Below are 25,823 nucleotides of genomic sequence, written 5' to 3'. Positions count from 1 at the left end.
ATGGGGTTATCGGCCTGCATTGAGTGCTACATGCAGGCCGGACAACCTTATGCGTTAGACCAGCTCTGAATCGAATTAACGTTATCCAGGCCGCCATGCAACACTTCATACGACTTTTTCAGGATCACATCGGTGTGCTGGGTTAAATCGCGGAAAATCCCTTTGTTCAGCGCGTCATAGCGTCTGGCGTTGCTTTCTATTGGTGTGAATACATCTTTCACCCGAACCATTTTTTCTATCGCGGTCTCATAGTTCGGATAGAGACCAAGCCCTACCGCCGTGTTAATGGCCGCGCCCAGGCTGGCGCAACCGTTAATGGCATTCCGTCTTGCTGGAAGATTGAACACGTCGGCAAAAATTTGCATGAATAGATCGCTGTTTGAACCACCGCCCGTAATGATCACTTGTTTAGCGAAGTGATTCATTTCATTACACATATTGTCGTAATTGTTTTTCAGCGTCAGCGCAACGCTTTCCAGAATAGAGCGGTAAATCCATGCGTAGTCCATGCTGGAGTCAAAGCCAATCATGATCCCACGTTTGAACGGTTCCCAGGGATTGGTCAGCCAGTCCAGGACGGTCATCAGGCCATTACAGCCTGGCGGTACGCTGGCCGCTTTCTTATTCAGCAAATCTTCCGGCGACAGATCCTGCGCTTTCGCATCCTGGATCAGCGATTCCCCCAACATATCCCGCAGCCAGCTGACCGTCCACATCCCTTTACGAATGCCATAGCCTTCGTAGAGCAGGGTTTGCGGAATTGAAGACATAATCGGCCAGTAAGCGACCGGATCTTTGGGCAGGGCTTTGCCGTTCATCATCAGGGCGATATAGGTGCCTAATGAGATAACCGCCGTTTCGTCGTCCAGCAATCCTGCGCCCAGGGCTTCTACCGGTTTATCGCAGGTGGTGCAAACAACCGGTAATCCGGCGGGGAAGCTTGTTGCCTTCGCCGCAGCGTCGGTCAGGTGTCCGAGCACGGTTCCCGGCATCTGTACCTCAAACAGCATCCTGCGCGGGATATTGAATTTCTTCACCACCTCAGCGTCGTCGCTCCATGACCAGGTTTTGTAATCCACCGGCCACTGACCAAAGTAGTTGGCGATATTGTCTTTAAATTCACCGGTTAAGCGATGTGACAAATAACCCGAAAATGAGGTGACGTAAGCCACATCAGGATTGGCGTGCTCATAGGGGCGGGTGACGCGCGCGTCCTGCCAGCTAATCAATGGGGCAGCGGGCGTGCCGTCGGCCTTGAGCAATGCGCGACAGCAGCGAATGGAGCCCAGACCAATCCCGACAATGTCTTTTTTGTCTCCTGCGAACTGGCTCATTAAATCCCTGGCGGCAAAACACAACGACGTCCATAAATCGTCATCGGGATGTTCCGCCGTATCGGCGTCAGGGGTAAACATGGGTTGCAGGAGCCCTTTTCCTTCACACACCACGTTCCCTTCCAGATCGTACATCACAACCTTGGTACTCTGACTTCCACCATCAATTCCAATGATGTATTTCTTTGACATTGTCATTCTCCTTTAATTTTCCATCTTCACTCGCCGGAGGTTTCCGCGGCCAGTGATGTCATCTTTTCCGGTGCGGCGTTATTGGTGCGAATTTTGCGAAACAATAAGAACGTGAAGAGGATGACCATGCACAGCGCCGCCAGCCCCATCAGCCACATATTGCGATAGGCTTGTGCCGCCGGGAGCGTATCCTGCCAGTGGCCGACAATCGGATAGACGAACACGTCGGGCAGAAAACCGATCACCGAGCAGATCCCTACTGTGGTTCCCATGATGTAAGAAGGGGTTCTGGCCTCGCCGGGACAGGCCCAGTAAAGCCCGCGCGAGGCGTAGCAGGTGAAGCCCAGCAGCAGAATCAGGCCGATCCCCATAACCACGGACTGCGGATTTGAGTTCGTCACCAGCAGGGCAATCAGCGCAGCGGCGCCGACAATTGAAAGCAGTTGCACCACGCGCGTTGGCGACTTAATTTTGCTGTAGGTGGTGATGATACCGCCCAGCGGCCCACAGATAGCCCGGAAGATCTTGTTGATGACGATCCCCATGTAGCTCGCCGCGACCAGCGACATGCCGTACATTTCAGTCAGATAGTTGGTGGAGTAGCTGAGAATGGCGTAGATCGTAAAGACGCCAAAAATAACCATGCTGCAATACCAGGTGGTGCTGATACGCAGCACGGCGATGATATCTTTGAGCTGAAACGCCTGCTTATCTTCTTTCGCACCGTGGCTGCGGCTGTTGCCATCGTTCACGAAGAACCAGCACAAAATTCCCAACAGGATGTAAACCACGCTATAAATCAGGATCACGGCCTTCAGGCTGTTGCTGTCATCCGGTGCGAAGCGAGAAAAGACCCACATGGTAAATACCGCCAGCGACATGACGCCGACGCCGCGCAGGCCTTCCATCCAGCCCATGATTTTCCCTTGTTCACTGTGATCCCCCAGCAGCGAGGCGGCTTTAATTGATACCGACCACAGCATCAGGATTGTCGTGATGGCAAAGGCGACCTGAATACAGAGCATGACCCACAGCGGTGGATAGGTCATCATCAGCAGACCGAGCAAGCCGGTAATTATCATGGCTGAGGTGATCATTTTGCGATGGGAGAATTTATCGGCAATAACGCCGCTGGGCGCATACAGAATAATAGCGGCAACGCCAAAGGTACTCATTATTAATCCAATTTCGGTATTGCTAAATCCCATGAATTTTGCCATGGGAATTTGATAGATATAACGTAAATAGGCTAAATCAAAACTAACGCCACCGCTGAAACTAATAATGGCGAGTGTTATCCAACGGTGATATGAGGATTGTTGCATATCGGGCTCTCATTTTATGCAGACAAAAAAAAGAGAAAAGTAAACCGCCCTTTCAGGTGGATTACTTTTCTCAGGTCTCTAGTAATTGCGCTTAGAAATAACATGGAAGTGTGGGTTATAGTGTGAGAATAATCACGCTTCTTGTTTTTAGTCATCAATACAAAATGAACAAAACATCTGTGATTTTGATCACGTTAGATATTTTCTCGTTATGCTAAAAATTCATTCCAGTTACCAGAGATAATGAGAAAGGTGACTTCCCCCTGGCGGGGGAAGTTGCCTTTCTTTTTTTTTGCCTAAAGGAATTTGGAGCCAGCTATGTCAATCGAATCTCTCAATGCATTCTCAATGAATTTTTTCTCCCTGAAAGGGAAAACGGCGATCGTAACGGGTGGCAACAGCGGTCTGGGTCAGGCTTTTGCGATGGCGTTGGCGAAAGCCGGGGCGAATCTGTTTATCCCAAGTTTTGTAAAAGATAATGGTGAAACGAAGGAAATCATTGAGAAACAGGGTGTTGAAGTTGAATTCATGCAGGTGGATATCACCGAGAAAGGTGCCCCGCAGAAGATTATTGCCGCCTGCTGCGAGCGTTTTGGCACCGTTGATATTCTGGTGAACAACGCCGGAATTTGTAAGCTGAATAAGGTATTGGACTTTGGTCGTGCGGACTGGGATCCGATGATTGACGTCAACCTAACGGCAGCGTTTGAACTGAGCTACGAAGCGGCAAAAATTATGATTCCGCAAAACAGCGGTAAAATTATAAATATCTGTTCTTTGTTCTCTTATCTTGGCGGACAGTGGTCTCCGGCTTATTCAGCAACCAAACATGCGCTTGCCGGTTTTACCAAGGCGTATTGCGATGAATTGGGGCAATATAATATTCAGGTTAACGGTATCGCACCGGGATATTATGCAACGGATATTACGCTGGCTACGCGCAGCAATCCGGAAACAAATCAGCGCGTATTGGATCATATCCCGGCTAATCGTTGGGGCGATACCCAGGATTTAATGGGGGCTGCGATATTCCTTGCTAGTCAGGCTTCTAATTATGTTAACGGTCATTTACTGGTCGTCGATGGCGGTTATTTAGTTCGCTAATATCTACCTATAGTTTCTGTATTATTAATTGTTCTGCTAATTATCAGGAAGGAATAGCTATGCCTTTATCTCGCGAAGCGATTGTTGACCAGTTAAAAGAAATTGTTGGGTCCGAACGCGTAATTACCGATGAAACGGTATTAAAGAAAAACAGTATTGACCGCTTTCGTAAATATGCCGACATTCACGGTATTTATACACTACCCATTCCGGCGGCAGTGGTAAAACTCGGTTCGACAGACCAGGTTTCCCGCGTTCTGGCGTTTATGAACCACCATAAAATCAATGGAGTTCCGCGTACCGGCGCATCCGCGACGGAAGGGGGGCTGGAAACGGTGGTTAAAGACTCCGTGGTGCTGGACGGGGCAGGGATGAACCAGATCCTGAGCATTGATATTGAAAATATGCAGGCGACCGCTCAATGCGGCGTTCCGCTTGAGATTCTGGAAAATGCATTGCGCGAAAAAGGATATACCACCGGGCATTCGCCGCAGTCTAAGCCGCTGGCGCAGATGGGCGGCCTGGTTGCAACCCGCAGCATCGGGCAGTTCTCCACTCTTTACGGTGCCATTGAAGATATGGTCGTGGGGCTGGAGGCGGTGTTGCCGGACGGCACGGTAACCCGCATCAAGAACGTGCCACGCCGGGCTGCCGGGCCGGACATTCGCCACATCATCATTGGGAACGAAGGCGCGCTGTGCTATATCACTGAAGTGACGGTGAAAATCTTCAAGTTCACGCCGGAAAATAACCTTTTTTACGGCTACATTCTGGACGATATGAAAATCGGTTTCGATATCCTGCGTGAAGTGATGGTGGAAGGCTACCGTCCTTCGATTGCACGCCTGTATGACGCCGAGGATGGCACCCAGCACTTCACTCATTTTGCTGACGGGAAATGCGTGCTGATCTTCATGGCTGAGGGCAATCCGCGAATGGCGCAAGCCACTGGCGAGGGCATTGCGGAGATCGTCGCGCGTTATCCACAGTGTAAGCGTGTGGACAGCAAGCTGATTGAGAGCTGGTTTAACCATCTGAACTGGGGCCCGGAAAAAGTGGCTGCTGAACGCGTACAGATCCTGAAAACCGGCAATATGGGCTTTACGACGGAAGTTTCCGGCAGCTGGAGCTGCATCCATCAAATTTACGAAAACGTGATCCATCGTATCCGCACTGAATTCCCACACGCGGATGACATCACCATGCTGGGCGGTCACTCTTCCCATAGTTATATCAACGGTACCAACATGTACTTTGTGTATGACTACAACGTGGTGGACTGCAAGCCGGAAGAGGAGATTGATAAGTACCACAACCCGCTTAACAAGATTATTTGCGAAGAGACGATCCGTCTTGGCGGCTCAATGGTGCATCACCACGGCATCGGCAAGCATCGTGTTCACTGGAGCAAGCTGGAACATGGCAGCGCGTGGCCGCTGCTGGAAGGTCTGAAACGTCAGTTTGATCCAAACGGCATTATGAACACGGGAACGATCTACCCGATTGAGAAATAAACATCAGCTGGCTTCCTGACCGGGAAGCCACAATTTTACCGGACAGGGGTAGAAATGAACACTTCACCGGTGCGAATGGACGATTTACCGCTTAACGGTTTTCACTGTCGTATTGCCGCCTTGACCTTTGGTGCTCACCTTACCGACGGCTATGTTCTTGGCGTTGTCGGCTATGCCATTATTCAGTTAACACCTGCCATGCAGCTCACGCCGTTTATGACCGGGATGATTGGCGGCTCGGCGCTGCTCGGGTTGTTTCTCGGTAGTCTGGTGTTGGGCTGGATTTCAGACCACATTGGTCGACAGAAGATCTTCACTTTCAGCTTTGTGCTGATCACTATCGCCTCTTTTTTACAGCTTTTCGCCACTTCGCCAGAGCAGCTCATTGTGTTACGTATTCTGATTGGGATTGGGCTGGGAGGCGATTATTCCGTAGGGCACACTCTGTTGGCCGAATTTTCTCCACGACGACATCGGGGAGTGTTGCTGGGGGCTTTTAGCGTGGTATGGACCATCGGCTATGTGCTGGCAAGCCTGGCGGGGCACTATTTTATTACCGAAAGCCCGGATGCCTGGCGCTGGCTGCTGGCGTCGGCGGCGCTGCCCGCACTATTGATTACCCTGCTTCGCTGGGGGACGCCGGAATCGCCTCGCTGGCTGCTGCGCCAGGGGCGTTTCGCGGAAGCCCACGCTATTGTTCACCGCTATCTTGGGCCGCACGTATTGCTCGGCGACGAGGTTTCTGCGGCCTCCGGAAAGCACATCAAAACGCTCTTTTCCCCTCTCTACTGGCGGCGAACCGCGTTTAACAGCGTGTTTTTTGTTTGTCTGGTGATCCCCTGGTTTGTTATCTACACCTGGCTGCCTACCATTGCCGGGACCCTCGGCCTGGAGGATGCGCTCACCGCCAGCCTGCTGCTGAATGCGTTGTTAATCGTTGGCGCACTGCTGGGGCTGGTATTAACACATCTGCTGGCGCACCGCCGGTTTCTGCTTGGGAGTTTTTTTCTGTTGGCTGCCACGCTGGTGGTGATGGCTTTTCTGCCATCTGGTAGCTCGTTGACGCTGCTGCTTTTTGTCCTGTTCAGCACCACAATTTCTGCGGTCAGTAATCTGGTAGGGATCCTGCCTGCTGAAAGCTTCCCGACGGATATCCGTTCGCTGGGCGTGGGTTTTGCGACGTCGATGAGCAGATTGGGCGCAGCAATCAGCACCGGCCTGCTGCCCTGGACGCTGGCGCAATGGGGGATGCAGGTCACGCTGCTGCTGCTGGCTGGCGTGCTCCTCATTGGATTTGTGGTGACCTGGCTATGGGCACCGGAAACGAAGGCATTGCCGCTGGTGGCGGCCGGAAGCGTGGAGAAAAGACAGGGAGGAGCACATGAACATTCTGTTCGCGTTTAAGGCCGAACCAGACTCCGGCATGTTGGCGGAAAAAGACTGGCTGGCGGCGACGGAAGATACCCGTGGCCCGGACACCGCGCTGCTGCGCTGTTCTCCTGGTGCCGATGAGCAGGCGGCTGCGGCATTACTGCTGGCGCAACGTCGTGAAGGTTGTGATATGACGTTAACCGCGCTAAGCATTAGCGATGAGCGTGCTATTCATTGGTTGCGCTATTTTGCCGCGCTGGGTTTTGATAAGCCGGTGTTGCTGGAAACGACGGCGGATCTGCGCTTTGCGCCGGAATTCATTGCCCGGCAAATAACTGACTGGCAGCGTCATCACAGTGCGGATTTGATTATCACCGGCTGTCAGAGTAGCGAAGGGCAGAACGGGCAAACGCCATTTCTGATGGCTGAAATGTTGGCCTGGCCCTGCTTTACCCAGGTGGAGCGTTTTACGCTGACGCCGCCTTTTGTTGTTGTCGAGCAACGAACGGCGACCGGGTTGCGCCGCTGCCGGGTGCGGCTTCCGGCTGTAATTGCCGTCAGGCAATGTGGTGAAGTTGCGCTTCCCGTCCCCGGAATGCGTCAGCGTCTGGCGGCGGCAAAAGCGGCAATTTTACGTCAGCCTGCGTCCAGTGATGAAACTCCGAACGTGCAATGTCAGAAGCTGGCGCGACCGGCGCAGCGGCGCAGCGCCACGCTTATCGACGGCGCGACGGCGCAGGAAAAAGCGCGGATATTGTGGAATGATTATTTGCGCCAGAGGATGCAGCCATGAAGATCGTTGTGATTACGGAATCGGGTGAATGCGCTGCACTGGCAGGCTGGATTGCAGAAAACGCGCTTAATGCAGCAGAACTGGAACGCTGGACGCTCGACCCGATGCCGGACGTGGCGGAGCAGGTGCTGGACGCGCTGGCGGCGCAGTGGTTGCTGACGCCAGCCGACATCCTGATTTTTCCGGCGGGTGCGCTGGGGGATGAGCTTGCGACGCGGCTGGCCTGGCGTCTGCATGGCGGCAGCGTTTGCCAGGTGCAGACGCTGGATGCGCAACAGGGGCTGGTGACGAAATCCCACTGGGGGAATGCGCTGACTGCCCGGCTACAAATCACCGCGCGTCCCTTGTGCCTTTCACTGGCGCGACAACCGGAAACGAGCGCGTCGGGCAATGTGTTGCCAGCGATGGTGGAGCGCCGGATTGCCCCTACCACACCTCCGGGCTGGCTGGATAGCGTAGAAAGCATCGACCGTGTTACAGCTCATCCTTTGTTGCAGGCCGGGCGTGTGCTGGTGGTAGGGCAGGGAAGAAGTGACGCCGATGCCGAAAAAATTACCGCTCTTGGTAAGGAGTTTGGTGCCGAAGTGGGATACAGCCGTGCACGGGTGATGAATGGCGGCTTTGATGCTGAGCGCGTGATAGGGATATCGGGACATCTGCTTGCGCCGGATGTCTGCATTGTGGCGGGAGCGTCCGGCGCGGCGGCGCTAATGGCTGGGGTTCGTCAGAGCAGGTTTGTGGTGGCGATAAACAGTGACGCCAGAGCGCCGGTCTTTTCACAGGCGGATGTCGGCATTGTGGATGACTGGCTGCCGGTGCTGGAGGCGTTGGCAGCCATCGCAGAAAATTAATCCAGGGGGAGGCCGGATCAGGTGTTTACACCGCTATCCGGCGGCTCGGGTTAATGCAGCTTTTTCGCTAACGTCCAGACGTCGGTGTTGGTAGTTGAAAGCGCCGCCACACCGGCTTTCATCGCATTGCGGGCGTCCTCTTCATCGCAAACCAGACCACCGGCAATCAACGGCTGGCGTATTTTTTCCGTCACCCATCCCAGCACTTTCGGCATGCATCCCGGTAGTATCTCAATACAGTCCGGGTTTGACTGTGCGACCTGCTTATCAATGTTGTGAAAGGAGATGGAGTCGACGATAAACAGGCGATGAATACAGAAAAAGCCCTCTGCCCGCGCCGCTTTCAGCATCGACGCTTTGGTACTGATGATGCCGTCGGCCTCGGTGACCAGCTTCAGAAACTGGATCACCACCTCTTTATTAGACGCGCCCTCCAGCAGATCAACGTGGATAAATGCGTATTTACCGGCAGTTTTAATCTTCTTCACGATATGGCTGATGGTGCAGATATTGCCGTACAAAACAGAGATGAACTGGCATTCGGAATCGATGGCTAATTGCAGACTGGCGTTGTCTTTCACCGCGGCAATGACCGGATTCTGGCGGAGCAGGTGTAACAGGGGCATAAATTATCCTATTAAATTATCCAAATCGGTAAGTGATGCCAAAGCCGGACGCGGGGTAGCGCCACTGTTGCAGCGTTTTTTCATCACACAGCAGTCGACAGGTGCCACACTCCAGGCAGCCGCGAAAGTTGACCCGTAGCTCACCTTCCGCCGTAAGAGAAAACAGTCCGGCGGGGCAGGATGCGATCAACCGTTCTGCCGTTTTGCTGTCAACAACGGTCGCAGGAACGATATGTGAAATGTCGGCGGGACGCCAGACGTTACGGGCTACAGACATCGTAAGCTCCTGATGATATCGCCTGCCAGATGACGCAGGCCGTGACGACGAAACTGACGCCAGACAATCTGGCGCAGCGGGGCTACCGGGCGGTCGCCCTGATGCCAGATTTCACGGGAAATAGCCTCCATCAACATGGGCCATTGGCGATACCATCCGGGGCGCTGGAGCAACGCCGGAACATCCCGGTAACGTTGCAGAACGTCCCACAGCAGGCTGTGCTGGATGTCGTGGTGATAAGCCGGAAACAGATTTTGCGGCTCGCGTTTCCGGCAGGCGTTAATCAATGTTTGCGCCGCAGCCTGAGCACCAATGAGCGCCATATCCATGCCGCGAACGGAGAAACCAGTATTCACACAACTGCGCAGCGCATCACCCACCAGCAGCCAGCCGTCTCCGGCGTACTGTACGGGCAGGCTGTGCAGGCCGCCTTCTGGTACCAGATGTGCGCCATATTCCAGCGTTTCACTGCCCCTGAGGAGCGGATGTAACGCCGGATGCGTCTTGAGCCGCTCCAGCAGTTCAGCCGCCGGGACATCGCTCTGTGCCAAAGAGGAGAGCGGACAAACCACGCCCAGAGAGAGCGTATCTTGATTGGTATAGAGAAACGCGCCGCCGGGAAGCTCGCCACAAATATTGCCACTAAACAGCATTGCCGCGCCTTCGTCATTGGATAAGCGGAAACGTTCCTCAAGTAACGATTTATCCAGCGCCAAAGTCTCTTTAATGCCTAATGCCATTGCGGCTGTCGAGGGACGCGGCAGGAATCCATAACGCTCTGCCAGCACGCTGTTTGCTCCTTCCGCCAGTACCACATAACGGGCGTACAGCGTCTCGTTATCGGCAATAACGCCGCAGACTCTGCCCTCTTCGATATGGAGCGCCTCGACCGTCACACCGCTGATAAACTGTACGCCTTCGGCCTCGGCCTGGGCGACAAACCACGGGTCGAAGCGGGCGCGCAGCAGGCTCCATGAGTCTCCCTCCGGTTGCAGGCTGGAGTACGTCGTTGCGCCATCGCGAGTCAACAGCGAGAGATTTTCCTGGGTAATTCGGCGTTCAAGTGGGGCTGAATGTTGGAAGTGGGGAAGAAGTTCACCGAGCGCGTGAGTATACAGACGCCCGCCGGAAAGGTTTTTACTGCCGGGAAGCTCGCCGCGTTCAATAAGCAAAACTGACAGTCCTGCTCGCACGCAGCGTAAAGCACAAGCGGTGCCCGCTATCCCTGCACCGATAATAATAATATCGAAATCGTCAGACATGTTGTGCTCCAGATATCCAGAGCACATAACCCTAACAGAGTGTTAGTTAAGGAAAATTGACCGTCGCCACAGACGATACAATCATTCCCCGCGATACACGCAGCCTGCTGTGCAGGTCTCTTTCACCATTACGGCACTCAGCAGAGGGACAACCGGTTTAACCTGATCCCAAATCCATTTGGCCAGAACTTCACTGGTTGGGTTTTCTAAGCCAGGAATATCGTTCAGATAGTAGTGATCGAGTCTGTTGTAAGTTGGCTTAAACGCGGCTTTTAACTCAGAAAAATCCATGATCCAACCGGTATGCGGATCGACTTCACCGGTAATTTCAAGACGCACCATAAATGAGTGACCATGCAGGCGGCCACACTTATGCCCTTCCGGTACATGCGGCAGGCGGTGAGCGGCTTCGAAGGTGAAATCTTTAAACAAGGTGGTGGACATTTTTTACTCTCAAGAATGCGAAAAACCGCCGTAGGGTACCGTAAAGAGCGAATTTTATCATTAGTTAAAAGGGCGCTGAGTATCAGAACGACCTATTCATGATGGCAGTATTTAATAATTATTGATATATCATATAGTTATCCAATCTGTTTTGCTGTTAATAACTATAACTAAAACAGGTTAGTTCATTTGGTTATTTGTTATTTCTATCCCTTCTTTAATTGTTACTATCCCCGCCGCTAACCTTATCTTCAGTTTGGGTTTTATTGCTGAAATCCGCTTTGCTTACTGGAACATGACAACGCATGACGACACAGGCCCCACCTTCCGCTCTGCTACCGCTAAACCCGGAGCAACTGGCACGCCTTCAGGCGGCCACGACCGATTTCACTCCCGCACAGCTTGCGTGGGTTTCTGGCTATTTTTGGGGCGTGCTGAATCAGCAGCCAGGCAGCAATGCGGCGACTCCTGCGCCTGCTGCTGAAATGCCTGGCATTACGCTTATCTCCGCCTCGCAAACCGGTAATGCGCGTCGTTTGGCGGAAGCCCTGCGCGATGATCTGATCGCTGCAAAGCTCAACGTCACTCTCATCAATGCTGGCGACTATAAATTCAAACAAATCGCCAATGAGAAATTGCTGATCGTAGTGGCGTCGACGCAAGGGGAAGGTGAACCGGCGGAAGAAGCCGTAGCGTTGCATAAATTCCTGTTCTCGAAAAAAGCGCCGAAGCTCGATAACACCGCTTTTGCCGTGTTTGGTCTTGGTGACACTTCTTACGAGTTTTTCTGTCAGTCAGGAAAAGACTTCGATGCAAAACTGGCCGAGCTGGGCGGTGAACGCTTGCTTGACCGCGTGGATGCCGACGTCGAATACCAGGGCGCGGCAGCCGAATGGCGTGCCCGTCTGGTTGATGTCCTGAAAGCGCGTGCCCCTGCGGCATCGTCTGTGCAAGTTGCTGCGAGCGGTGCGGTAAACGAAGTACACACCAGTCCGTACACCAAAGAAGCGCCGCTGACGGCGTCGCTTGCGGTGAATCAGAAAATCACCGGTCGCGACTCGGAAAAAGATGTACGCCATATTGAAATCGATCTCGGCGATTCCGGCCTGCGCTACCAGCCGGGCGATGCCTTAGGAGTCTGGTATCAGAACGATCCTGAGCTGGTCAAAGAGCTGGTTGAATTGCTGTGGCTGAAAGGAGATGAACCGGTCACGGTTGACGGCAAAACCCTGTCGCTCACCGAAGCGCTGCAGTGGCATTTCGAGCTGACGGTTAACACCGGCAATATCGTCGAGAACTATGCCACTTTAACCCGTAGCGACTCTCTGCTGCCGCTGGTGGGCGACAAAGCGCAATTGCAGCATTACGCCGCAACCACGCCAATCGTCGATATGGTGCGCTTCTCCCCAGCGCAACTGGACGCCCAAACGTTGGTTGATCTTCTGCGCCCGCTGACGCCGCGTTTGTATTCTATTGCCTCTTCCCAGGCGGAAGTGGAAAGCGAAGTGCACGTCACCGTGGGCGTGGTGCGTTATGACATTGAAGGTCGTGCCCGTGCTGGTGGCGCGTCCAGTTTCCTCGCCGATCGCGTGGAAGAAGAGGGTGAAGTGCGCGTGTTCATCGAACACAACGATAACTTCCGCCTGCCGGCTAACCCGCAGACACCGGTGATTATGATTGGACCGGGCACGGGGATTGCGCCGTTCCGTGCATTCATGCAGCAGCGTGCGGCTGACGGAGCCGAAGGCAAAAACTGGCTGTTTTTTGGCAACCCACACTTTACCGAAGATTTCCTGTACCAGGTGGAATGGCAGCGTTACGTCAAAGAGGGCGTACTGAGCCGCATCGATCTCGCCTGGTCCCGTGACCAGAAAGAAAAAATATACGTACAAGATAAACTGCGCCAACAAGGTGCGGAACTGTGGCGCTGGATAAACGACGGTGCCCACATTTATGTCTGCGGCGACGCCAATCGCATGGCGAAAGACGTTGAGCAGGCTTTGTTGGAAGTGATTGCCGAATTCGGTGCTATGGATATCGAAGCGGCGGATGAATTTTTAAGTGAGCTGCGCATTGAGCGCCGTTATCAGCGAGATGTCTACTAATGAGCGAAAAATACCCAGGACCATTGGTGGTCGAAGGCAAGCTGTCCGACGCTGAGCGTATGAAGCTGGAAAGCAACTATCTGCGCGGAACTATTGCCGAAGATTTAAACGACGGCCTGACCGGCGGCTTCAAAGGCGATAACTTCCTGCTGATCCGTTTTCACGGTATGTACCAGCAGGATGACCGCGATATCCGCGCCGAACGAGCCGAGCAAAAGCTGGAACCGCGTCACGCGATGCTGCTGCGCTGCCGTCTGCCGGGTGGGGTGATCACCACCAAACAGTGGCAGGCGATCGACACGTTCGCCCATGACAACACGATTTATGGCAGCATTCGTCTGACCAACCGTCAGACCTTCCAGTTTCACGGCATTCTGAAGAAGAACGTTAAGCCGGTACACCAGATGCTGCATTCGGTCGGGCTGGACGCGCTGGCGACCGCCAACGACATGAACCGTAACGTTCTGTGTACTTCTAACCCGTACGAGTCTGAGCTGCACGCCCAAGCCTATGAATGGGCGAAGAAGATCTCCGAACATCTGCTGCCGCGTACTCGCGCCTATGCAGAAATTTGGCTGGATCAGGAGAAGGTAGCGACCACCGACGAAGAGCCGATCCTCGGTCAAACCTATCTGCCGCGTAAGTTTAAAACCACGGTCGTAATCCCACCGCAGAACGACATCGATCTGCACGCCAACGATATGAACTTCGTGGCGATTGCCGAAAACGGCAAGCTGGTGGGCTTTAACCTGCTGGTCGGCGGTGGTTTGTCGATTGAGCACGGCAATAAGAAAACCTACGCCCGCACCGCGAGCGAGTTCGGCTATCTGCCGCTGGAGCACACCCTGGCGGTAGCAGAAGCTGTGGTGACAACGCAGCGCGACTGGGGTAACCGTACCGATCGTAAAAACGCCAAAACTAAATACACGCTTGAACGCGTTGGTATCGACACGTTCAAAAAGGAAGTGGAGCGTCGTGCGGGTATTAAATTTGAGCCGATCCGCCCGTACGAGTTCACCGGTCGCGGCGATCGTATTGGATGGGTAAAAGGGATCGACAATAACTGGCACCTGACGCTGTTTATTGAAAACGGCCGTATCCTGGATTATCCGGGCCGTCCGCTGAAAACCGGCCTGCTGGAGATCGCGAAGATCCACAAAGGGGATTTCCGCATCACCGCCAACCAGAACCTGATCATTGCTGGTGTGCCGGAAAGCCAAAAAGCGAAGATCGAGAAGCTGGCGCGCGATCACGGATTGATGAATGCGGTGAAGCCGCAGCGTGAAAACTCGATGGCCTGCGTGTCGTTCCCGACCTGTCCGCTGGCGATGGCGGAGGCCGAACGTTTCCTGCCATCGTTCACTGATAAAGTGGAAGCTATTCTCGAAAAACACGGCATTCCTGACGAGCATATCGTGATGCGCGTTACAGGCTGCCCGAACGGCTGCGGCCGCGCGATGCTGGCGGAACTGGGCCTGGTGGGTAAAGCCCCGGGGCGCTACAACGTACACCTTGGCGGTAACCGCATGGGCACGCGCATTCCGCGTATGTATCGCGAAAATATTACGGAATCGGAAATTCTCGACTCCGTTGACGAACTGGTTGGGCGCTGGGCGAAAGAGCGCGAAGCGGGTGAAGGCTTCGGTGATTTTACGGTGCGTGCGGGCATCATTCGCCCGGTGCTCGATCCCGCCCGGGATTTCTGGGAATAACATCCGATTACCCGATGGCGCTACGCGTAGGCCTGATAAGCGCAGCGCCATCAGGCAAGGTAAACAGCGAGGTATTTATGTCCAAACTCGATCTCAACGCGTTGAACGCGCTGCCGAAAGTTGAACGCGTTATGGCGTTGGTACAAACCAACGACCAACTGGAAAAATTGAGCGCAGAGGATCGTGTGGCGTGGGCGCTGGAGAATCTGCCAGGCGAATACGTGCTCTCATCGAGCTTTGGTATCCAGGCGGCAGTAAGCCTGCACCTGGTGAATCAGGTTCACCCGGATATCCCGGTGATCCTCACCGATACCGGCTATTTGTTCCCGGAAACCTACCAGTTTATTGATGAGTTAACGGACAAGCTCAAGCTTAATCTGCAAGTCTACCGGGCGAAGGAGAGCGCGGCCTGGCAGGAAGCGCGCTACGGCAAACTGTGGGAGCAGGGCGTTGAAGGCATTGAGAAATACAATGAGATCAACAAAGTCGAGCCGATGAACCGCGCGCTTAAAGAACTCAATGCGCAAACCTGGTTTGCCGGTCTGCGCCGCGAACAGTCGGGCAGTCGGGCGCATTTGCCGGTGCTGGCTATCCAGCGCGGCGTGTTTAAAGTGCTGCCGATCATCGACTGGGACAACCGTACCGTTTACCAGTATCTGCAAAAGCACGGCCTGAAATACCATCCACTGTGGGATCAGGGCTATCTGTCAGTTGGTGATACCCATACCACCCGCAAATGGGAGCCGGGTATGGCGGAAGAAGAGACGCGGTTCTTCGGATTGAAGCGCGAGTGCGGATTACATGAAGGGTAAAAGATAAAAGCCCGGTAATGTTTACATATTACCGGGCCTCTTCTTCAGGATTTTCCCGCCTTTGCCAGTTCTTTCACCAGCGGGAGCATAATGCGTACCACGTCGCGGCTACGGTGCTCTATCCTGCCCGGTAAGGCTTTATCGATATGCTGCTGGTTATCCAGTCGCACATCGTGCCAGCTGTTGCCTGCCGGGAACGAGGCGCTTTTGGCGCGCTGTTGATAGCCATCTTTCTTGCCCAGACTCCAGTTGGTTGCTTCAACGGAGAGCACGGCAATGCCCGCGTTGTCGAAGACCTCTGCATCGTTACAACATCCAGTACCTTTCGGATAGTTTTTGTTCAGTCCCGGATTGGTGCTGGCTACGATACCGCGGCTGTGCGCGATGGCCAGCGCCCGGTCACGCGTCAATTTTCGCACCGCTTCCGGGGTTTTCTTACCGCTATTGAAATAGAGCTTATCGCCGACGATCAGGTTATCGAGGTTGATAACCAGCAGCGTATTTTTCTTCTCGGCGGCGCTCATTCGCTTCAGGATGTTCTCCGCGCCCAGTTTGCCTTCTTCCTCGCCGCTGGTGGCGATAAATCGAATGCCGTACTGCGTCGGCACGTCTTTGAGTTTTTCCGCCAGTTCCAGCATCACGCCAAGTCCTGCGGCGTTGTCATCAATACCTTGCAGGGTCAATCCACCCAGATTGGCATCGGAATCGGCGTCGCTCTGTGCGGCGTAGGTGTCGAGGTGCGCCATGATAATAATCTGCTGTGGCGCTTTACCCTCATGTGCGGCAATAACGGTACTCCCCGTGACGTTATGCCAGTTTTTACGGTTATTTTTGGCGGTATAAACATAACGGCTATTAAACGTTCGAATATCACTGCTGTAGCCCATCTGCTGAAATTGCTGACGAATATAATCAGCAGACAACATTTCTGCCGGAGAGCCCGTTACGCGGCCTGGGAAAAACGTTGCGATATATCGAGCCTGGGTATTTGCGATATCTCCAGGTTTGGAAGATGTTGCCTGTGCGGGAAGGATAAAGCACGCGCCGAGCGCCAGGATTGCAAGAAGGGGGCGCGTTGCGGAAAACATAATGAGTCCTTAAATACCAAGCAGAAATTTTTAGCCGCTAGTATGAAACCGTGATCGAGGTAAAACAATTTCATTTGCTCCTAAATGCCCTAAATTCGGTAGCTTAAGCACTTTTTGATATTTGCTTTTCCGGATCGTTATTCCTTTGAGGAACTACTCATTCCAATTCGTAATTTCATTCGTCCTCTTGCCCTCCCTATAGTCAGGTTATCTGAGCATCGTTAGCAAAATAACGGCATTACATAGGAACGGTTATGGATCAAAAACGACTTACCCACCTGCGGCAACTGGAAGCGGAAAGCATCCATATTATTCGTGAGGTGGCCGCCGAGTTTTCGAATCCGGTGATGATGTATTCCATCGGCAAAGATTCCAGCGTAATGCTGCATCTGGCGCGCAAAGCGTTTTATCCTGGCACGTTGCCGTTCCCTCTGCTGCACGTTGATACCGGCTGGAAATTCAGCGAGATGTACGAGTTTCGTGACCGCACGGCGAAAGCCTACGGTTGTGAACTGCTGGTGCATAAAAACCCGGAAGGGGTGGCGATGGGCATCAACCCGTTTGTTCACGGTAGCGCCAAGCATACCGATATTATGAAAACCGAAGGGTTGAAGCAGGCGTTGAACAAATACGGTTTCGACGCCGCGTTCGGTGGCGCTCGTCGTGACGAAGAGAAATCGCGTGCCAAGGAGCGCATTTATTCTTTCCGCGATCGTTTTCATCGCTGGGACCCTAAAAATCAGCGTCCGGAACTGTGGCATAACTACAACGGACAGATTAACAAAGGCGAAAGCATTCGCGTATTCCCGCTCTCCAACTGGACTGAACAGGATATCTGGCAGTACATCTGGCTGGAAAATATCGACATCGTGCCGCTGTACCTGGCGGCGGAGCGTCCGGTGCTGGAACGCGACGGCATGCTGATGATGATTGATGACGACAGAATCGATCTGCAACCGGGGGAAGTGATTAAAAAACGCATGGTGCGTTTCCGTACGCTCGGCTGCTGGCCGTTAACAGGCGCGGTGGAGTCGAATGCGCAGACGCTGCCTGAAATCATCGAAGAGATGCTGGTCTCAACCACCAGTGAACGTCAGGGCCGCGTGATTGACCGCGACCAGGCGGGCTCCATGGAGCTGAAGAAACGTCAGGGGTATTTCTAAGGAGCCGCCATGAACACGACACTTGCACAACAAATTGCTAATGAAGGCGGCGTTGAAGCCTGGATGGTCGCCCAGCAACACAAAAGCCTGCTGCGTTTTTTAACCTGCGGTAGCGTGGATGACGGGAAAAGCACCCTGATTGGTCGCCTGCTGCACGACACGCGTCAGATTTATGAAGACCAGCTTTCATCGCTGCACAACGACAGTAAACGTCACGGTACTCAGGGCGAAAAGCTCGATCTGGCGTTATTGGTTGACGGCTTGCAAGCCGAGCGCGAGCAGGGCATCACCATCGACGTGGCTTACCGTTATTTCTCTACCGAGAAGCGTAAATTTATTATTGCGGATACTCCCGGCCATGAGCAGTACACTCGCAACATGGCGACCGGTGCGTCGACCTGCGATCTGGCGATCCTGCTGATCGATGCGCGTAAAGGCGTGCTGGATCAGACCCGTCGTCACAGCTTTATCTCCACGCTACTTGGGATCAAACACCTGGTGGTGGCGATCAACAAAATGGATCTGGTGAACTTTAGCGAAGAGACATTTAACCGCATTCGCGAAGACTATCTTACTTTTGCTGAACAGTTGCCGGGCAACCTGGATATCCGGTTTGTGCCGCTCTCTGCGCTGGAAGGCGACAACGTGGCTTCACAAAGTGCCAGCATGTCGTGGTACAGCGGTCCGACGCTACTGGAAGTGCTGGAAACCGTTGAGATTCAACGCATAGTTGATACTCAGCCGATGCGCTTCCCGGTGCAATATGTGAACCGACCGAATCTGGATTTTCGTGGTTATGCCGGGACGCTGGCCTCCGGTAGTGTGAAGGTAGGGCAACGTGTCAAAGTGCTGCCATCCGGCGTTGAGTCGAGCGTGGCGCGAATCGTAACCTTTGATGGCGATTTACAGGAAGCGCATGCGGGTGAAGCGATCACCCTGGTATTGAAAGACGAGATCGATATCAGCCGGGGCGACTTGCTACTTGATGCCGGTGAAGCGTTACCTGCGGTACAAAGCGCTGCCGTTGATGTGGTGTGGATGGCGGAACAACCGTTGTCGCCTGGGCAGAGCTACGACATCAAAGTCGCCGGTAAGAAGACCCGCGCACGCGTTGATAACGTGCAGTACCAGATTGATATTAATAACCTGACCCAACGTGATGTTGAAGCGTTGCCGCTAAACGGCATCGGTCTGGTTAATCTGACCTTTGATGAGCCGCTGGTGCTGGATACCTATCAGCAGAACCCGGTTACGGGCGGGCTGATTATCATTGACCGCCTGACCAACGTTACCGTTGGCGCGGGGCTGGTACGTGAGCCAATCGTCCAGGAGCACACCGCGGCTTCTCAGTTCAGCGCGTTTGAGCTGGAGCTTAATGCGTTGGTGCGTCGCCATTTCCCGCACTGGGGCGCGCGCGATCTGCTGGGAGGAAAATAATGGCGCTGCATGACGAAAACGTCGTCTGGCATGCCCATCCTGTTACACCGCAACAGCGGGAACAACGCCACGGTCATCGTGGTGTTGTGCTGTGGTTTACCGGGCTGTCTGGTTCCGGTAAATCCACGGTAGCAGGGGCGCTGGAAGAGGCGTTGCACAAGCTGGGAGTGAGTACCTATTTGTTGGATGGCGATAACGTGCGCCACGGCCTGTGCAGCGATCTTGGGTTTAGCGATGCCGATCGTAAGGAGAATATTCGTCGGGTTGGCGAGGTGGCTAACCTGATGGTGGACGCGGGCCTTGTGGTGTTGACCGCCTTTATCTCTCCACATCGCGCCGAACGCAAAATGGTCCGTGAACGCGTTGGCGAAGGGCGTTTTATTGAGGTTTTTGTCGACACGCCGCTGGCAACGTGCGAATTACGCGATCCAAAAGGGCTGTATAAAAAAGCGCGGGCGGGTGAGTTGCGCAATTTCACCGGAATTGATTCGGTATACGAAGCGCCTGAATCGCCAGAGATTCATCTTGATGGTGAACAATTGGTAACAAATTTGGTACCCCAATTATTAGACCTGCTGAGGCAGGAAGATATTATCAGATCCTGAGACACCCGAGCTTGTATGCCCGGTCAGTCACGGTCACAGGATTAGATATGCGTAACAGCCATAACATTACTATTACAGAGTCAGATACCTTCGCCGCCGACGATGAAACCACCTGGTCACTACCGGGTGCTGTGGTCGGTTTTATCGCGTGGCTGTTGGCGCTGGGGATTCCGTTTCTGATTTATGGCCCTAACACACTCTTTTTCTTCATTTATACCTGGCCCTTTTTCCTCGCATTGCTGCCCGTGGCGATTGTCGCGGGTATTGCGCTGCACTCCCTATTGAAGGGGCTGTTGCTGCTGAGCATTACCTGCACCCTACTGGTGGTTGGGGCGATGTTTGGCGCGCTATTTCTGTGGTTGTTGGGTTAGGCAAACGCCTTTTTTTAACAATCGCTGATGTTGTTCACTCTCTGGTCATAATTCAAACCGTAACCAACAATGAGATTATGTTCTCCTTACACGGGGTATACGTAACAACGGGCAAATGTGGTACATTTGCCCGCGTTGTCGCGGCATTCCCGACCGTTGATGTAAAGTTGTCTGCGGAAGTTATGGGATGTTAATGCCGTTTTTCAGGGGGCAGGATGGGTAAACTAACGCTGCTGTTGCTGGCTTTATTGGTCTGGCTGCAGTATTCGCTGTGGTTCGGTAAGAACGGCATACATGACTATAGTCGCGTCAACGATGATGTTGCTGCGCAGCAAGCTACGAACGCGAAACTTAAAGCACGTAACGATCAGCTCTTTGCCGAAATTGACGATCTCAATGGCGGACAAGAGGCTATTGAGGAGCGCGCGCGCAACGAACTCAGCATGACTAAGCCGGGCGAAACTTTTTATCGTCTGGTGCCTGACGCGTCTAAACGCGCTCAGACTGCAGGGCAAAACAATCGATAAACCGTCCAGGGATTTAACATGGCAGCCACTTTATTGGACGTTTGCGCCGTGGTGCCGGCTGCCGGGTTTGGCCGCCGAATGCAAACAGAGTGTCCTAAGCAGTACCTCTCTATTGGCAATAAAACCATTCTTGAACACTCGGTTGATGCGCTGCTGGCTCATCCCCGGGTGACGCGAGTCGTTATCGCTATCAGCCCAGGCGACAGCCGCTTTGCCCAACTTCCACTCGCCGCGCATCCCCAAATTACCGTAGTGGATGGCGGCAACGAGCGTGCCGATTCTGTCCTTGCCGGTTTGCAAGCCGCAGGTGAGGCCAGTTGGGTACTGGTGCATGACGCCGCGCGTCCGTGTCTGCACCAGGATGATTTAGCCCGTTTGCTGGCAATCAGTGAGACCAGCCGCACCGGCGGGATCCTGGCGGCACCAGTACGCGACACGATGAAGCGCGCGGAGCCGGGCCGAACAGACATTGCCCATACGGTCGATCGCACCGATTTATGGCACGCGTTGACGCCGCAGTTTTTCCCTCGCGAGCTGTTGCACGACTGCCTGACCCGTGCGCTCCTCGAAGGCGCAACCATTACGGATGAGGCCTCGGCGCTGGAATATTGCGGCTTACATCCTCAGCTCGTTGAAGGACGGGCTGATAATATTAAAGTAACGCGTCCAGAGGATTTGGCGTTGGCCGAATTTTATCTGACCCGGACTACCCACCAGGAGAAGACATAATGCGAATTGGACACGGTTTCGACGTACACGCTTTTGGCGGAGAAGGCCCAATTATCATTGGTGGTGTGCGCATCCCGTATGAAAAAGGATTGCTGGCGCATTCTGATGGCGATGTGGCGTTACACGCGCTAACCGATGCTCTGCTGGGCGCGGCTGCGCTGGGGGATATCGGTAAACTCTTCCCTGACACCGACCCGACCTTTAAAGGTGCCGATAGTCGTGAATTATTGCGAGAAGCCTGGCGGCGTATTCAGGCCAAAGGCTATACGCTTGGTAATGTGGATGTGACAATTATTGCTCAGGCACCGAAGATGCTGCCGCACATTCCGCAAATGCGCGTGTTTATTGCCGAAGATCTCGGCTGCCATATGGATGATGTTAACGTGAAAGCGACCACCACGGAAAAACTCGGTTTTACCGGGCGTGAGGAAGGGATTGCCTGTGAAGCAGTGGCGTTACTCATTAAGGCACCGAAATGACTGTGTTTGACGATCTGACGTATCTCCATGGCAAACCACTGGGCCATGGCGTCCTGAAAGCGAATCCGGAAGACTTTGTTGTCGTCGAAGATTTAGGCTTCGAACCGGATGGCGAAGGCGAGCATGTTTTGGTGCGCATCCTGAAAAACGGTTGTAACACCCGTTTTGTGGCTGACGCGCTGGCGAAATTCCTGAAAATTCACGCCCGTGAAGTGAGCTTTGCTGGGCAGAAAGATAAGCATGCGGTCACGGAACAGTGGCTGTGCGCGCGTGTACCGGGCAATGCAATGCCTGATCTAAGCAAATTTGAGCTCGAAGGCTGTAAAGTTCTGGAGTACGCGCGCCACAAGCGTAAGCTGCGTTTAGGGGCGCTGAAAGGCAACGAATTTACGCTGGTGTTGCGTGAAGTGAGCGAGCGAAATGACGTTGAAGCGCGTTTGCAGGCGATTAGCGAACGCGGCGTACCGAACTATTTTGGCGCTCAGCGTTTTGGTATTGGCGGTAGCAACCTGCAAGGGGCGCTGCGCTGGGCACAAAGCGATGCGCCGGTGCGCGATCGCAATAAACGCAGTTTTTGGTTGTCGGCGGCCCGTAGCGCGTTGTTTAATCAGATAGTCAGTGAACGCTTGAAAAAAACAGACTTTAATCAAGTTGTTGACGGCGATGCGCTACAATTATCCGGACGCGGAAGCTGGTTTGTCGCCACACAGGAAGAACACACTGAATTACAGCGTCGCGTCGATGAGAAAGAATTGATGATCACAGCGGCATTACCGGGCAGCGGTGAGTGGGGAACTCAGCGCGACGCACTGGCGTTTGAAAAAGCCGCTGTTGCTGATGAAACCGCGCTGCAGTCTCTGTTATTGCGCGAGAAAGTCGACGCGTCGCGTCGCGCTATGTTGCTGTATCCACAACAATTAAGCTGGAACTGGTGGGATGACGTAACCGTCGAGTTACGCTTCTGGCTACCGGCAGGTAGCTTCGCCACCAGTGTTGTAAGGGAACTTATTAACACAATGGGTGATTATGCGTATATTGCTGAGTAACGATGATGGGGTCCACGCACCCGGTATACAAACGCTGGCGAAAGCGCTGCGTGAGTTTGCTGACGTACAGGTGGTTGCCCCGGATCGTAACCGCAGTGGCGCGTCTAACTCGCTGACGCTGGAATCCTCACTTCGCACCTTTACCTATGATAACGGCGATATCGCCGTACAAATGGGTACGCCCACCGACTGCGTCTATCTGGGTGTGAACGCATTAATGCGTCCGCGTCCGGACATTGTCGTTTCTGGTATTAATGCGGGTCCTAATCTGGGTGATGATGTTATCTATTCCGGTACCGTTGCGGCGGCAATGGAAGGTCGTCATCTGGGGTTCCCGGCGCTGGCTGTTTCACTCGATGGCCATAAACACTACGATACTGCTGCCGCAGTAACCTGTCGTATCTTACGGGCGCTGAGTCGTGAACCGCTGCGCACCGGTCGCATTTTGAATATCAACGTGCCGGATTTACCGCTGGATCAGATTAAAGGTATTCGCGTCACGCGCTGCGGCAGTCGCCATCCGGCGGATCAGGTTATTCCACAGCAGGACCCACGCGGTAATACGCTGTACTGGATCGGGCCACCGGGCGAAAAGTGCGACGCCGGGCCGGATACGGATTTTGCCGCCGTCGATGAAGGCTATGTTTCTATCACGCCGCTGCATGTCGATTTAACCGCATACGGCGCGCATGAAGTGGTTTCTGACTGGTTAGACAGCGTGGGAGTCGACACGCAATGGTAAGCAGACGCGTACACACTCTTCTTGAACAATTACGTGCGCAGGGCATCAGAGATGAGCTTGTCCTCGATGCGCTCGCCGCCGTGCCGCGTGAAAAATTCATTGATGAGGCGTTTGAACATAAGGCCTGGGACAATATTGCCCTGCCGATTGGTCAGGGGCAGACAATTTCGCAGCCTTATATGGTTGCGCGAATGACCGAACTGCTTGAGCTAACGCCGCAGTCTCGGGTGCTGGAAATTGGTACTGGCTCTGGCTACCAGACGGCGATTCTGGCGCACCTGGTGCATCATGTGTGCTCCGTTGAGCGCATTAAAGGTTTGCAATGGCAGGCGCGTCGCCGCCTGAAGCAGCTTGATTTACATAATGTTTCGACCCGTCATGGTGATGGATGGCAAGGCTGGCAGGCGCGAGCTCCGTTTGACGCTATCATTGTAACGGCAGCGCCGCCCGAGATCCCAACCGCATTGATGATGCAACTGGATGAGGGCGGCATTCTCGTCTTACCCGTGGGCGATGAGCACCAGTTTCTGAAGCGGGTGCGTCGTCGGGGAGGCGAATTTATTATCGATACCGTGGAGGCCGTACGTTTCGTTCCCTTAGTGAAAGGGGAGCTTGCGTAGATAGCGCTGCTGAATACCTGGAGTTTTCCTGGTTATTCTCGAAAGAGTAAGCGTATTGTGACGGTGCCTTGCACGGTGATTACGTCACTGGTTTTAACCAATTTTCCTGGGGGATAAATGAGCGCGGGAAGCCACAAATTTACCGTTCGCCGCATTGCGGCATTGTCACTGGTTTCACTATGGTTGGCAGGTTGTTCAAACACCTCGAATCCACCAGCGCCGGTCAGCTCGGTTAACGGTAGTGCATCAACGAACACCAGTTCTGGCATGCTGATTACGCCTCCACCCAAAATGGGCTCGACGTCGACAGTACAGCAGACGCCACAGATCCAGTCGGTGCAGCAACCAACCACACAGCCAACGCAAATCCAGCCTGTTGCTCAACAGCCTGTGCAGATGGAAAACGGTCGTATTGTATACAATCGTAAGTATGGGAATATTCCGAAAGGTAGCTACACGGGCGGCAGTACCTATACTGTTAAGAAAGGCGATACCCTTTTCTATATTGCCTGGATCACCGGGAACGATTTCCGTGACCTCGCACAACGCAATAACGTTCCGGCCCCGTATGGCCTGAATGTCGGTCAAACTCTGCAAGTGGGCAACGCGTCTGGCGCACCGATTACCGGTGGCAATGCCATCACCCAGGCGGATGCAGCACAGCAAGGAGTTGTGACCAACCCTGCACAAAATTCCACCGTTGCTGTTGCTTCGAAACCAACAATTACGTATTCTGAGGATTCAGGTGAAAAAAGTGCTAACAAAATGTTGCCGAACAACAAGCCTGCTGGGACTGTGGTCACAGCGCCTGTAACGGCTCCAGCAGTTAGCACAACCGAATCAACTGCAAGCTCAACGTCGACTAGCTCGCCAATCTCTACATGGCGCTGGCCGACTGACGGCAAAGTGATCGAAAACTTTGCAGCTACCGAAGGTGGCAATAAAGGGATCGACATTGCAGGCAGCAAAGGACAGGCTATTGTCGCGACCGCAGATGGACGCGTCGTCTATGCCGGTAATGCGCTGCGTGGTTACGGTAATCTTATTATCATCAAACATAACGATGATTACCTGAGCGCCTACGCCCATAACGATACAATGCTGGTCCGGGAACAACAAGAAATCAAGGCGGGGCAGAAAATAGCTACCATGGGTAGCACCGGAACCAGTTCAACACGCTTGCATTTTGAAATTCGTTACAAGGGGAAATCCGTAAACCCGCTGCGCTATTTACCGCAGCGATAATTAGGCGGAACCAGGCTTTCACGTGCTAGTTCCGTTAGGGATCACGGGT

Annotated in this window: 26 protein-coding genes and 1 pseudogene; 19 read left to right on the top strand and 8 right to left on the bottom strand. The window is 53.6% G+C overall.

Annotated features, from left to right (window positions below; genetic code table 11):
* Positions 1 to 47: 47 nt before the first annotated feature.
* Complete coding sequence (locus tag BZK42_RS10925; protein WP_080859153.1) at positions 48 to 1,526, bottom strand: FGGY-family carbohydrate kinase; 1,479 nt, start codon at positions 1,524 to 1,526, stop codon at positions 48 to 50.
* Positions 1,527 to 1,552: 26 nt separating this feature from the next.
* A complete protein-coding gene (locus BZK42_RS10920; RefSeq protein WP_080859152.1) occupies positions 1,553 to 2,851 on the bottom strand; it encodes an MFS transporter in 1,299 nt (432 codons plus the stop codon).
* A 318-nt stretch (positions 2,852 to 3,169) separates the two neighbouring features.
* Here BZK42_RS10920 and BZK42_RS10915 point away from each other — a divergent pair, with 318 nt between their 5' ends.
* The 5 genes and pseudogenes from BZK42_RS10915 to BZK42_RS10895 all read left to right on the top strand — a co-directional run bounded on the left by BZK42_RS10915 (position 3,170) and on the right by BZK42_RS10895 (position 8,484).
* Positions 3,170 to 3,955, top strand: coding sequence for an SDR family oxidoreductase (locus BZK42_RS10915; protein ID WP_016154226.1), 786 nt, complete (start codon positions 3,170 to 3,172; stop codon positions 3,953 to 3,955).
* A 59-nt stretch (positions 3,956 to 4,014) separates the two neighbouring features.
* Complete coding sequence (locus BZK42_RS10910) at positions 4,015 to 5,469, top strand: FAD-binding oxidoreductase (RefSeq protein ID WP_080859151.1); 1,455 nt, start codon at positions 4,015 to 4,017, stop codon at positions 5,467 to 5,469.
* 45 nt (positions 5,470 to 5,514) lie between these two features.
* Positions 5,515 to 6,873 (top strand): annotated as a pseudogene (locus BZK42_RS10905) (MFS transporter); the annotation flags it as partial.
* Positions 6,851 to 7,633: an adenine nucleotide alpha hydrolase family protein gene (locus BZK42_RS10900; protein WP_080859149.1), complete on the top strand. Its 783-nt coding sequence runs from the start codon at positions 6,851 to 6,853 to the stop codon at positions 7,631 to 7,633. The pseudogene BZK42_RS10905 and the gene BZK42_RS10900, both read left to right, overlap by 23 nt.
* Positions 7,630 to 8,484, top strand: a complete 855-nt coding sequence (locus BZK42_RS10895; protein WP_080859148.1) for an electron transfer flavoprotein subunit alpha/FixB family protein — start codon at positions 7,630 to 7,632, stop codon at positions 8,482 to 8,484. Before BZK42_RS10900 ends, BZK42_RS10895 begins: the two co-directional genes overlap by 4 nt.
* 50 nt (positions 8,485 to 8,534) lie before the next feature.
* Here BZK42_RS10895 and BZK42_RS10890 read toward each other — a convergent pair whose 3' ends face one another.
* From BZK42_RS10890 to queD, 4 genes are all read right to left on the bottom strand, one after another.
* Positions 8,535 to 9,110: a glycerol-3-phosphate responsive antiterminator gene (locus BZK42_RS10890; protein WP_016154221.1), complete on the bottom strand. Its 576-nt coding sequence runs from the start codon at positions 9,108 to 9,110 to the stop codon at positions 8,535 to 8,537.
* Between the two features lie 16 nt (positions 9,111 to 9,126).
* A complete protein-coding gene (locus tag BZK42_RS10885; RefSeq protein WP_080859147.1) occupies positions 9,127 to 9,387 on the bottom strand; it encodes a ferredoxin family protein in 261 nt (86 codons plus the stop codon).
* Positions 9,378 to 10,649 carry an FAD-dependent oxidoreductase gene (locus tag BZK42_RS10880; protein WP_080859146.1) on the bottom strand — a complete coding sequence of 424 codons (1,272 nt, stop codon included), beginning with the start codon at positions 10,647 to 10,649 and terminating at the stop codon, positions 9,378 to 9,380. Before BZK42_RS10880 ends, BZK42_RS10885 begins: the two co-directional genes overlap by 10 nt.
* Positions 10,650 to 10,730: 81 nt before the next feature.
* The gene (gene queD, locus BZK42_RS10875; protein WP_016154218.1) at positions 10,731 to 11,093 is read right to left on the bottom strand and encodes a 6-carboxytetrahydropterin synthase QueD; all 363 of its coding nucleotides are present in this window, start codon (positions 11,091 to 11,093) and stop codon (positions 10,731 to 10,733) included.
* A 305-nt stretch (positions 11,094 to 11,398) separates the two neighbouring features.
* Between queD and cysJ the strand changes: the two genes are divergently transcribed.
* From cysJ to cysH, 3 genes are all read left to right on the top strand, one after another.
* The gene (gene cysJ, locus BZK42_RS10870; RefSeq protein WP_080859145.1) at positions 11,399 to 13,198 is read left to right on the top strand and encodes an NADPH-dependent assimilatory sulfite reductase flavoprotein subunit; all 1,800 of its coding nucleotides are present in this window, start codon (positions 11,399 to 11,401) and stop codon (positions 13,196 to 13,198) included.
* On the top strand, positions 13,198 to 14,910 hold the full coding sequence (gene cysI / locus BZK42_RS10865; RefSeq protein ID WP_046274900.1) for an assimilatory sulfite reductase (NADPH) hemoprotein subunit: 1,713 nt from the start codon (positions 13,198 to 13,200) through the stop codon (positions 14,908 to 14,910). Before cysJ ends, cysI begins: the two co-directional genes overlap by 1 nt.
* A 77-nt stretch (positions 14,911 to 14,987) precedes the next feature.
* The gene (gene cysH / locus BZK42_RS10860) at positions 14,988 to 15,722 is read left to right on the top strand and encodes a phosphoadenosine phosphosulfate reductase (protein WP_080859235.1); all 735 of its coding nucleotides are present in this window, start codon (positions 14,988 to 14,990) and stop codon (positions 15,720 to 15,722) included.
* A gap of 44 nt (positions 15,723 to 15,766) precedes the next feature.
* Here cysH and BZK42_RS10855 read toward each other — a convergent pair whose 3' ends face one another.
* On the bottom strand, positions 15,767 to 16,810 hold the full coding sequence (locus tag BZK42_RS10855) for an aminopeptidase (RefSeq protein ID WP_016157334.1): 1,044 nt from the start codon (positions 16,808 to 16,810) through the stop codon (positions 15,767 to 15,769).
* Between the two features lie 254 nt (positions 16,811 to 17,064).
* Here BZK42_RS10855 and cysD point away from each other — a divergent pair, with 254 nt between their 5' ends.
* The 10 genes from cysD (at position 17,065) to BZK42_RS10805 (ending at position 24,529) form a co-directional block, all read left to right on the top strand.
* Positions 17,065 to 17,973 (top strand): sulfate adenylyltransferase subunit CysD, encoded by a 909-nt coding sequence (gene cysD, locus BZK42_RS10850; protein WP_003034152.1) that lies wholly within the window; start codon positions 17,065 to 17,067, stop codon positions 17,971 to 17,973.
* A 9-nt stretch (positions 17,974 to 17,982) separates the two neighbouring features.
* The gene (gene cysN, locus BZK42_RS10845) at positions 17,983 to 19,410 is read left to right on the top strand and encodes a sulfate adenylyltransferase subunit CysN (RefSeq protein WP_016154213.1); all 1,428 of its coding nucleotides are present in this window, start codon (positions 17,983 to 17,985) and stop codon (positions 19,408 to 19,410) included.
* Positions 19,410 to 20,015, top strand: coding sequence for an adenylyl-sulfate kinase (gene cysC, locus BZK42_RS10840; protein ID WP_019077557.1), 606 nt, complete (start codon positions 19,410 to 19,412; stop codon positions 20,013 to 20,015). Before cysN ends, cysC begins: the two co-directional genes overlap by 1 nt.
* A 47-nt stretch (positions 20,016 to 20,062) precedes the next feature.
* A complete protein-coding gene (locus BZK42_RS10835; protein WP_016154211.1) occupies positions 20,063 to 20,386 on the top strand; it encodes a DUF3561 family protein in 324 nt (107 codons plus the stop codon).
* Between the two features lie 215 nt (positions 20,387 to 20,601).
* Entirely contained in the window at positions 20,602 to 20,913 is a 312-nt protein-coding gene (gene ftsB / locus BZK42_RS10830) for a cell division protein FtsB (protein ID WP_003034163.1), read from the top strand.
* Positions 20,914 to 20,931: 18 nt separating this feature from the next.
* Entirely contained in the window at positions 20,932 to 21,642 is a 711-nt protein-coding gene (gene ispD / locus BZK42_RS10825) for a 2-C-methyl-D-erythritol 4-phosphate cytidylyltransferase (RefSeq protein WP_046274807.1), read from the top strand.
* Positions 21,642 to 22,121 (top strand): 2-C-methyl-D-erythritol 2,4-cyclodiphosphate synthase, encoded by a 480-nt coding sequence (ispF, locus tag BZK42_RS10820; RefSeq protein WP_080859144.1) that lies wholly within the window; start codon positions 21,642 to 21,644, stop codon positions 22,119 to 22,121. The genes ispD and ispF overlap by 1 nt, the downstream gene beginning before the upstream one ends.
* Entirely contained in the window at positions 22,118 to 23,167 is a 1,050-nt protein-coding gene (gene truD / locus BZK42_RS10815) for a tRNA pseudouridine(13) synthase TruD (protein WP_016154208.1), read from the top strand. The genes ispF and truD overlap by 4 nt, the downstream gene beginning before the upstream one ends.
* A complete protein-coding gene (gene surE, locus BZK42_RS10810; RefSeq protein ID WP_016154207.1) occupies positions 23,148 to 23,909 on the top strand; it encodes a 5'/3'-nucleotidase SurE in 762 nt (253 codons plus the stop codon). The genes truD and surE overlap by 20 nt, the downstream gene beginning before the upstream one ends.
* Positions 23,903 to 24,529, top strand: coding sequence for a protein-L-isoaspartate(D-aspartate) O-methyltransferase (locus tag BZK42_RS10805; protein ID WP_003034172.1), 627 nt, complete (start codon positions 23,903 to 23,905; stop codon positions 24,527 to 24,529). Before surE ends, BZK42_RS10805 begins: the two co-directional genes overlap by 7 nt.
* A gap of 32 nt (positions 24,530 to 24,561) precedes the next feature.
* Here the strand turns inward: BZK42_RS10805 and BZK42_RS29265 are convergent, their stop codons facing one another.
* On the bottom strand, positions 24,562 to 24,789 hold the full coding sequence (locus BZK42_RS29265; protein ID WP_225622947.1) for a hypothetical protein: 228 nt from the start codon (positions 24,787 to 24,789) through the stop codon (positions 24,562 to 24,564).
* Between BZK42_RS29265 and nlpD the strand changes: the two genes are divergently transcribed.
* Positions 24,692 to 25,774: a murein hydrolase activator NlpD gene (gene nlpD / locus BZK42_RS10800; protein ID WP_223870213.1), complete on the top strand. Its 1,083-nt coding sequence runs from the start codon at positions 24,692 to 24,694 to the stop codon at positions 25,772 to 25,774. The genes BZK42_RS29265 and nlpD overlap by 98 nt on opposite strands.
* Positions 25,775 to 25,823 lie beyond the last annotated feature (49 nt).

The sequence above is a fragment of the Citrobacter braakii genome (genome assembly GCF_002075345.1).
In the GTDB taxonomy this organism is placed as follows: Bacteria; Pseudomonadota; Gammaproteobacteria; order Enterobacterales; family Enterobacteriaceae; genus Citrobacter; species Citrobacter braakii.
Note: the sequence above shows the minus strand (reverse complement) of the source record. Positions and strands in the feature narration are given on the sequence as shown.

Bases quoted from the DNA above. Each gene is read 5' to 3' on its own strand.
- surE (WP_016154207.1), top strand. From the start codon at position 23,148: ATGCGTATATTGCTGAGTAACGATGATGGGGTCCACGCACCCGGTATA.
- cysI (WP_046274900.1), top strand. From the start codon at position 13,198: ATGAGCGAAAAATACCCAGGACCATTGGTGGTCGAAGGCAAGCTGTCC.
- BZK42_RS10915 (WP_016154226.1), top strand. From the start codon at position 3,170: ATGTCAATCGAATCTCTCAATGCATTCTCAATGAATTTTTTCTCCCTG.
- BZK42_RS10805 (WP_003034172.1), top strand. From the start codon at position 23,903: ATGGTAAGCAGACGCGTACACACTCTTCTTGAACAATTACGTGCGCAG.
- ispF (WP_080859144.1), top strand. From the start codon at position 21,642: ATGCGAATTGGACACGGTTTCGACGTACACGCTTTTGGCGGAGAAGGC.
- truD (WP_016154208.1), top strand. From the start codon at position 22,118: ATGACTGTGTTTGACGATCTGACGTATCTCCATGGCAAACCACTGGGC.
- BZK42_RS10920 (WP_080859152.1), bottom strand. From the start codon at position 2,851: ATGCAACAATCCTCATATCACCGTTGGATAACACTCGCCATTATTAGT.
- BZK42_RS10925 (WP_080859153.1), bottom strand. From the start codon at position 1,526: ATGTCAAAGAAATACATCATTGGAATTGATGGTGGAAGTCAGAGTACC.
- BZK42_RS10890 (WP_016154221.1), bottom strand. From the start codon at position 9,110: ATGCCCCTGTTACACCTGCTCCGCCAGAATCCGGTCATTGCCGCGGTG.
- BZK42_RS10855 (WP_016157334.1), bottom strand. From the start codon at position 16,810: ATGTTTTCCGCAACGCGCCCCCTTCTTGCAATCCTGGCGCTCGGCGCG.
- queD (WP_016154218.1), bottom strand. From the start codon at position 11,093: ATGTCCACCACCTTGTTTAAAGATTTCACCTTCGAAGCCGCTCACCGC.
- cysD (WP_003034152.1), top strand. From the start codon at position 17,065: ATGGATCAAAAACGACTTACCCACCTGCGGCAACTGGAAGCGGAAAGC.
- ispD (WP_046274807.1), top strand. From the start codon at position 20,932: ATGGCAGCCACTTTATTGGACGTTTGCGCCGTGGTGCCGGCTGCCGGG.
- BZK42_RS10895 (WP_080859148.1), top strand. From the start codon at position 7,630: ATGAAGATCGTTGTGATTACGGAATCGGGTGAATGCGCTGCACTGGCA.
- cysJ (WP_080859145.1), top strand. From the start codon at position 11,399: ATGACGACACAGGCCCCACCTTCCGCTCTGCTACCGCTAAACCCGGAG.
- cysC (WP_019077557.1), top strand. From the start codon at position 19,410: ATGGCGCTGCATGACGAAAACGTCGTCTGGCATGCCCATCCTGTTACA.
- BZK42_RS10835 (WP_016154211.1), top strand. From the start codon at position 20,063: ATGCGTAACAGCCATAACATTACTATTACAGAGTCAGATACCTTCGCC.
- BZK42_RS10910 (WP_080859151.1), top strand. From the start codon at position 4,015: ATGCCTTTATCTCGCGAAGCGATTGTTGACCAGTTAAAAGAAATTGTT.
- ftsB (WP_003034163.1), top strand. From the start codon at position 20,602: ATGGGTAAACTAACGCTGCTGTTGCTGGCTTTATTGGTCTGGCTGCAG.
- BZK42_RS10885 (WP_080859147.1), bottom strand. From the start codon at position 9,387: ATGTCTGTAGCCCGTAACGTCTGGCGTCCCGCCGACATTTCACATATC.
- cysN (WP_016154213.1), top strand. From the start codon at position 17,983: ATGAACACGACACTTGCACAACAAATTGCTAATGAAGGCGGCGTTGAA.
- BZK42_RS10880 (WP_080859146.1), bottom strand. From the start codon at position 10,649: ATGTCTGACGATTTCGATATTATTATTATCGGTGCAGGGATAGCGGGC.
- cysH (WP_080859235.1), top strand. From the start codon at position 14,988: ATGTCCAAACTCGATCTCAACGCGTTGAACGCGCTGCCGAAAGTTGAA.
- BZK42_RS10900 (WP_080859149.1), top strand. From the start codon at position 6,851: ATGAACATTCTGTTCGCGTTTAAGGCCGAACCAGACTCCGGCATGTTG.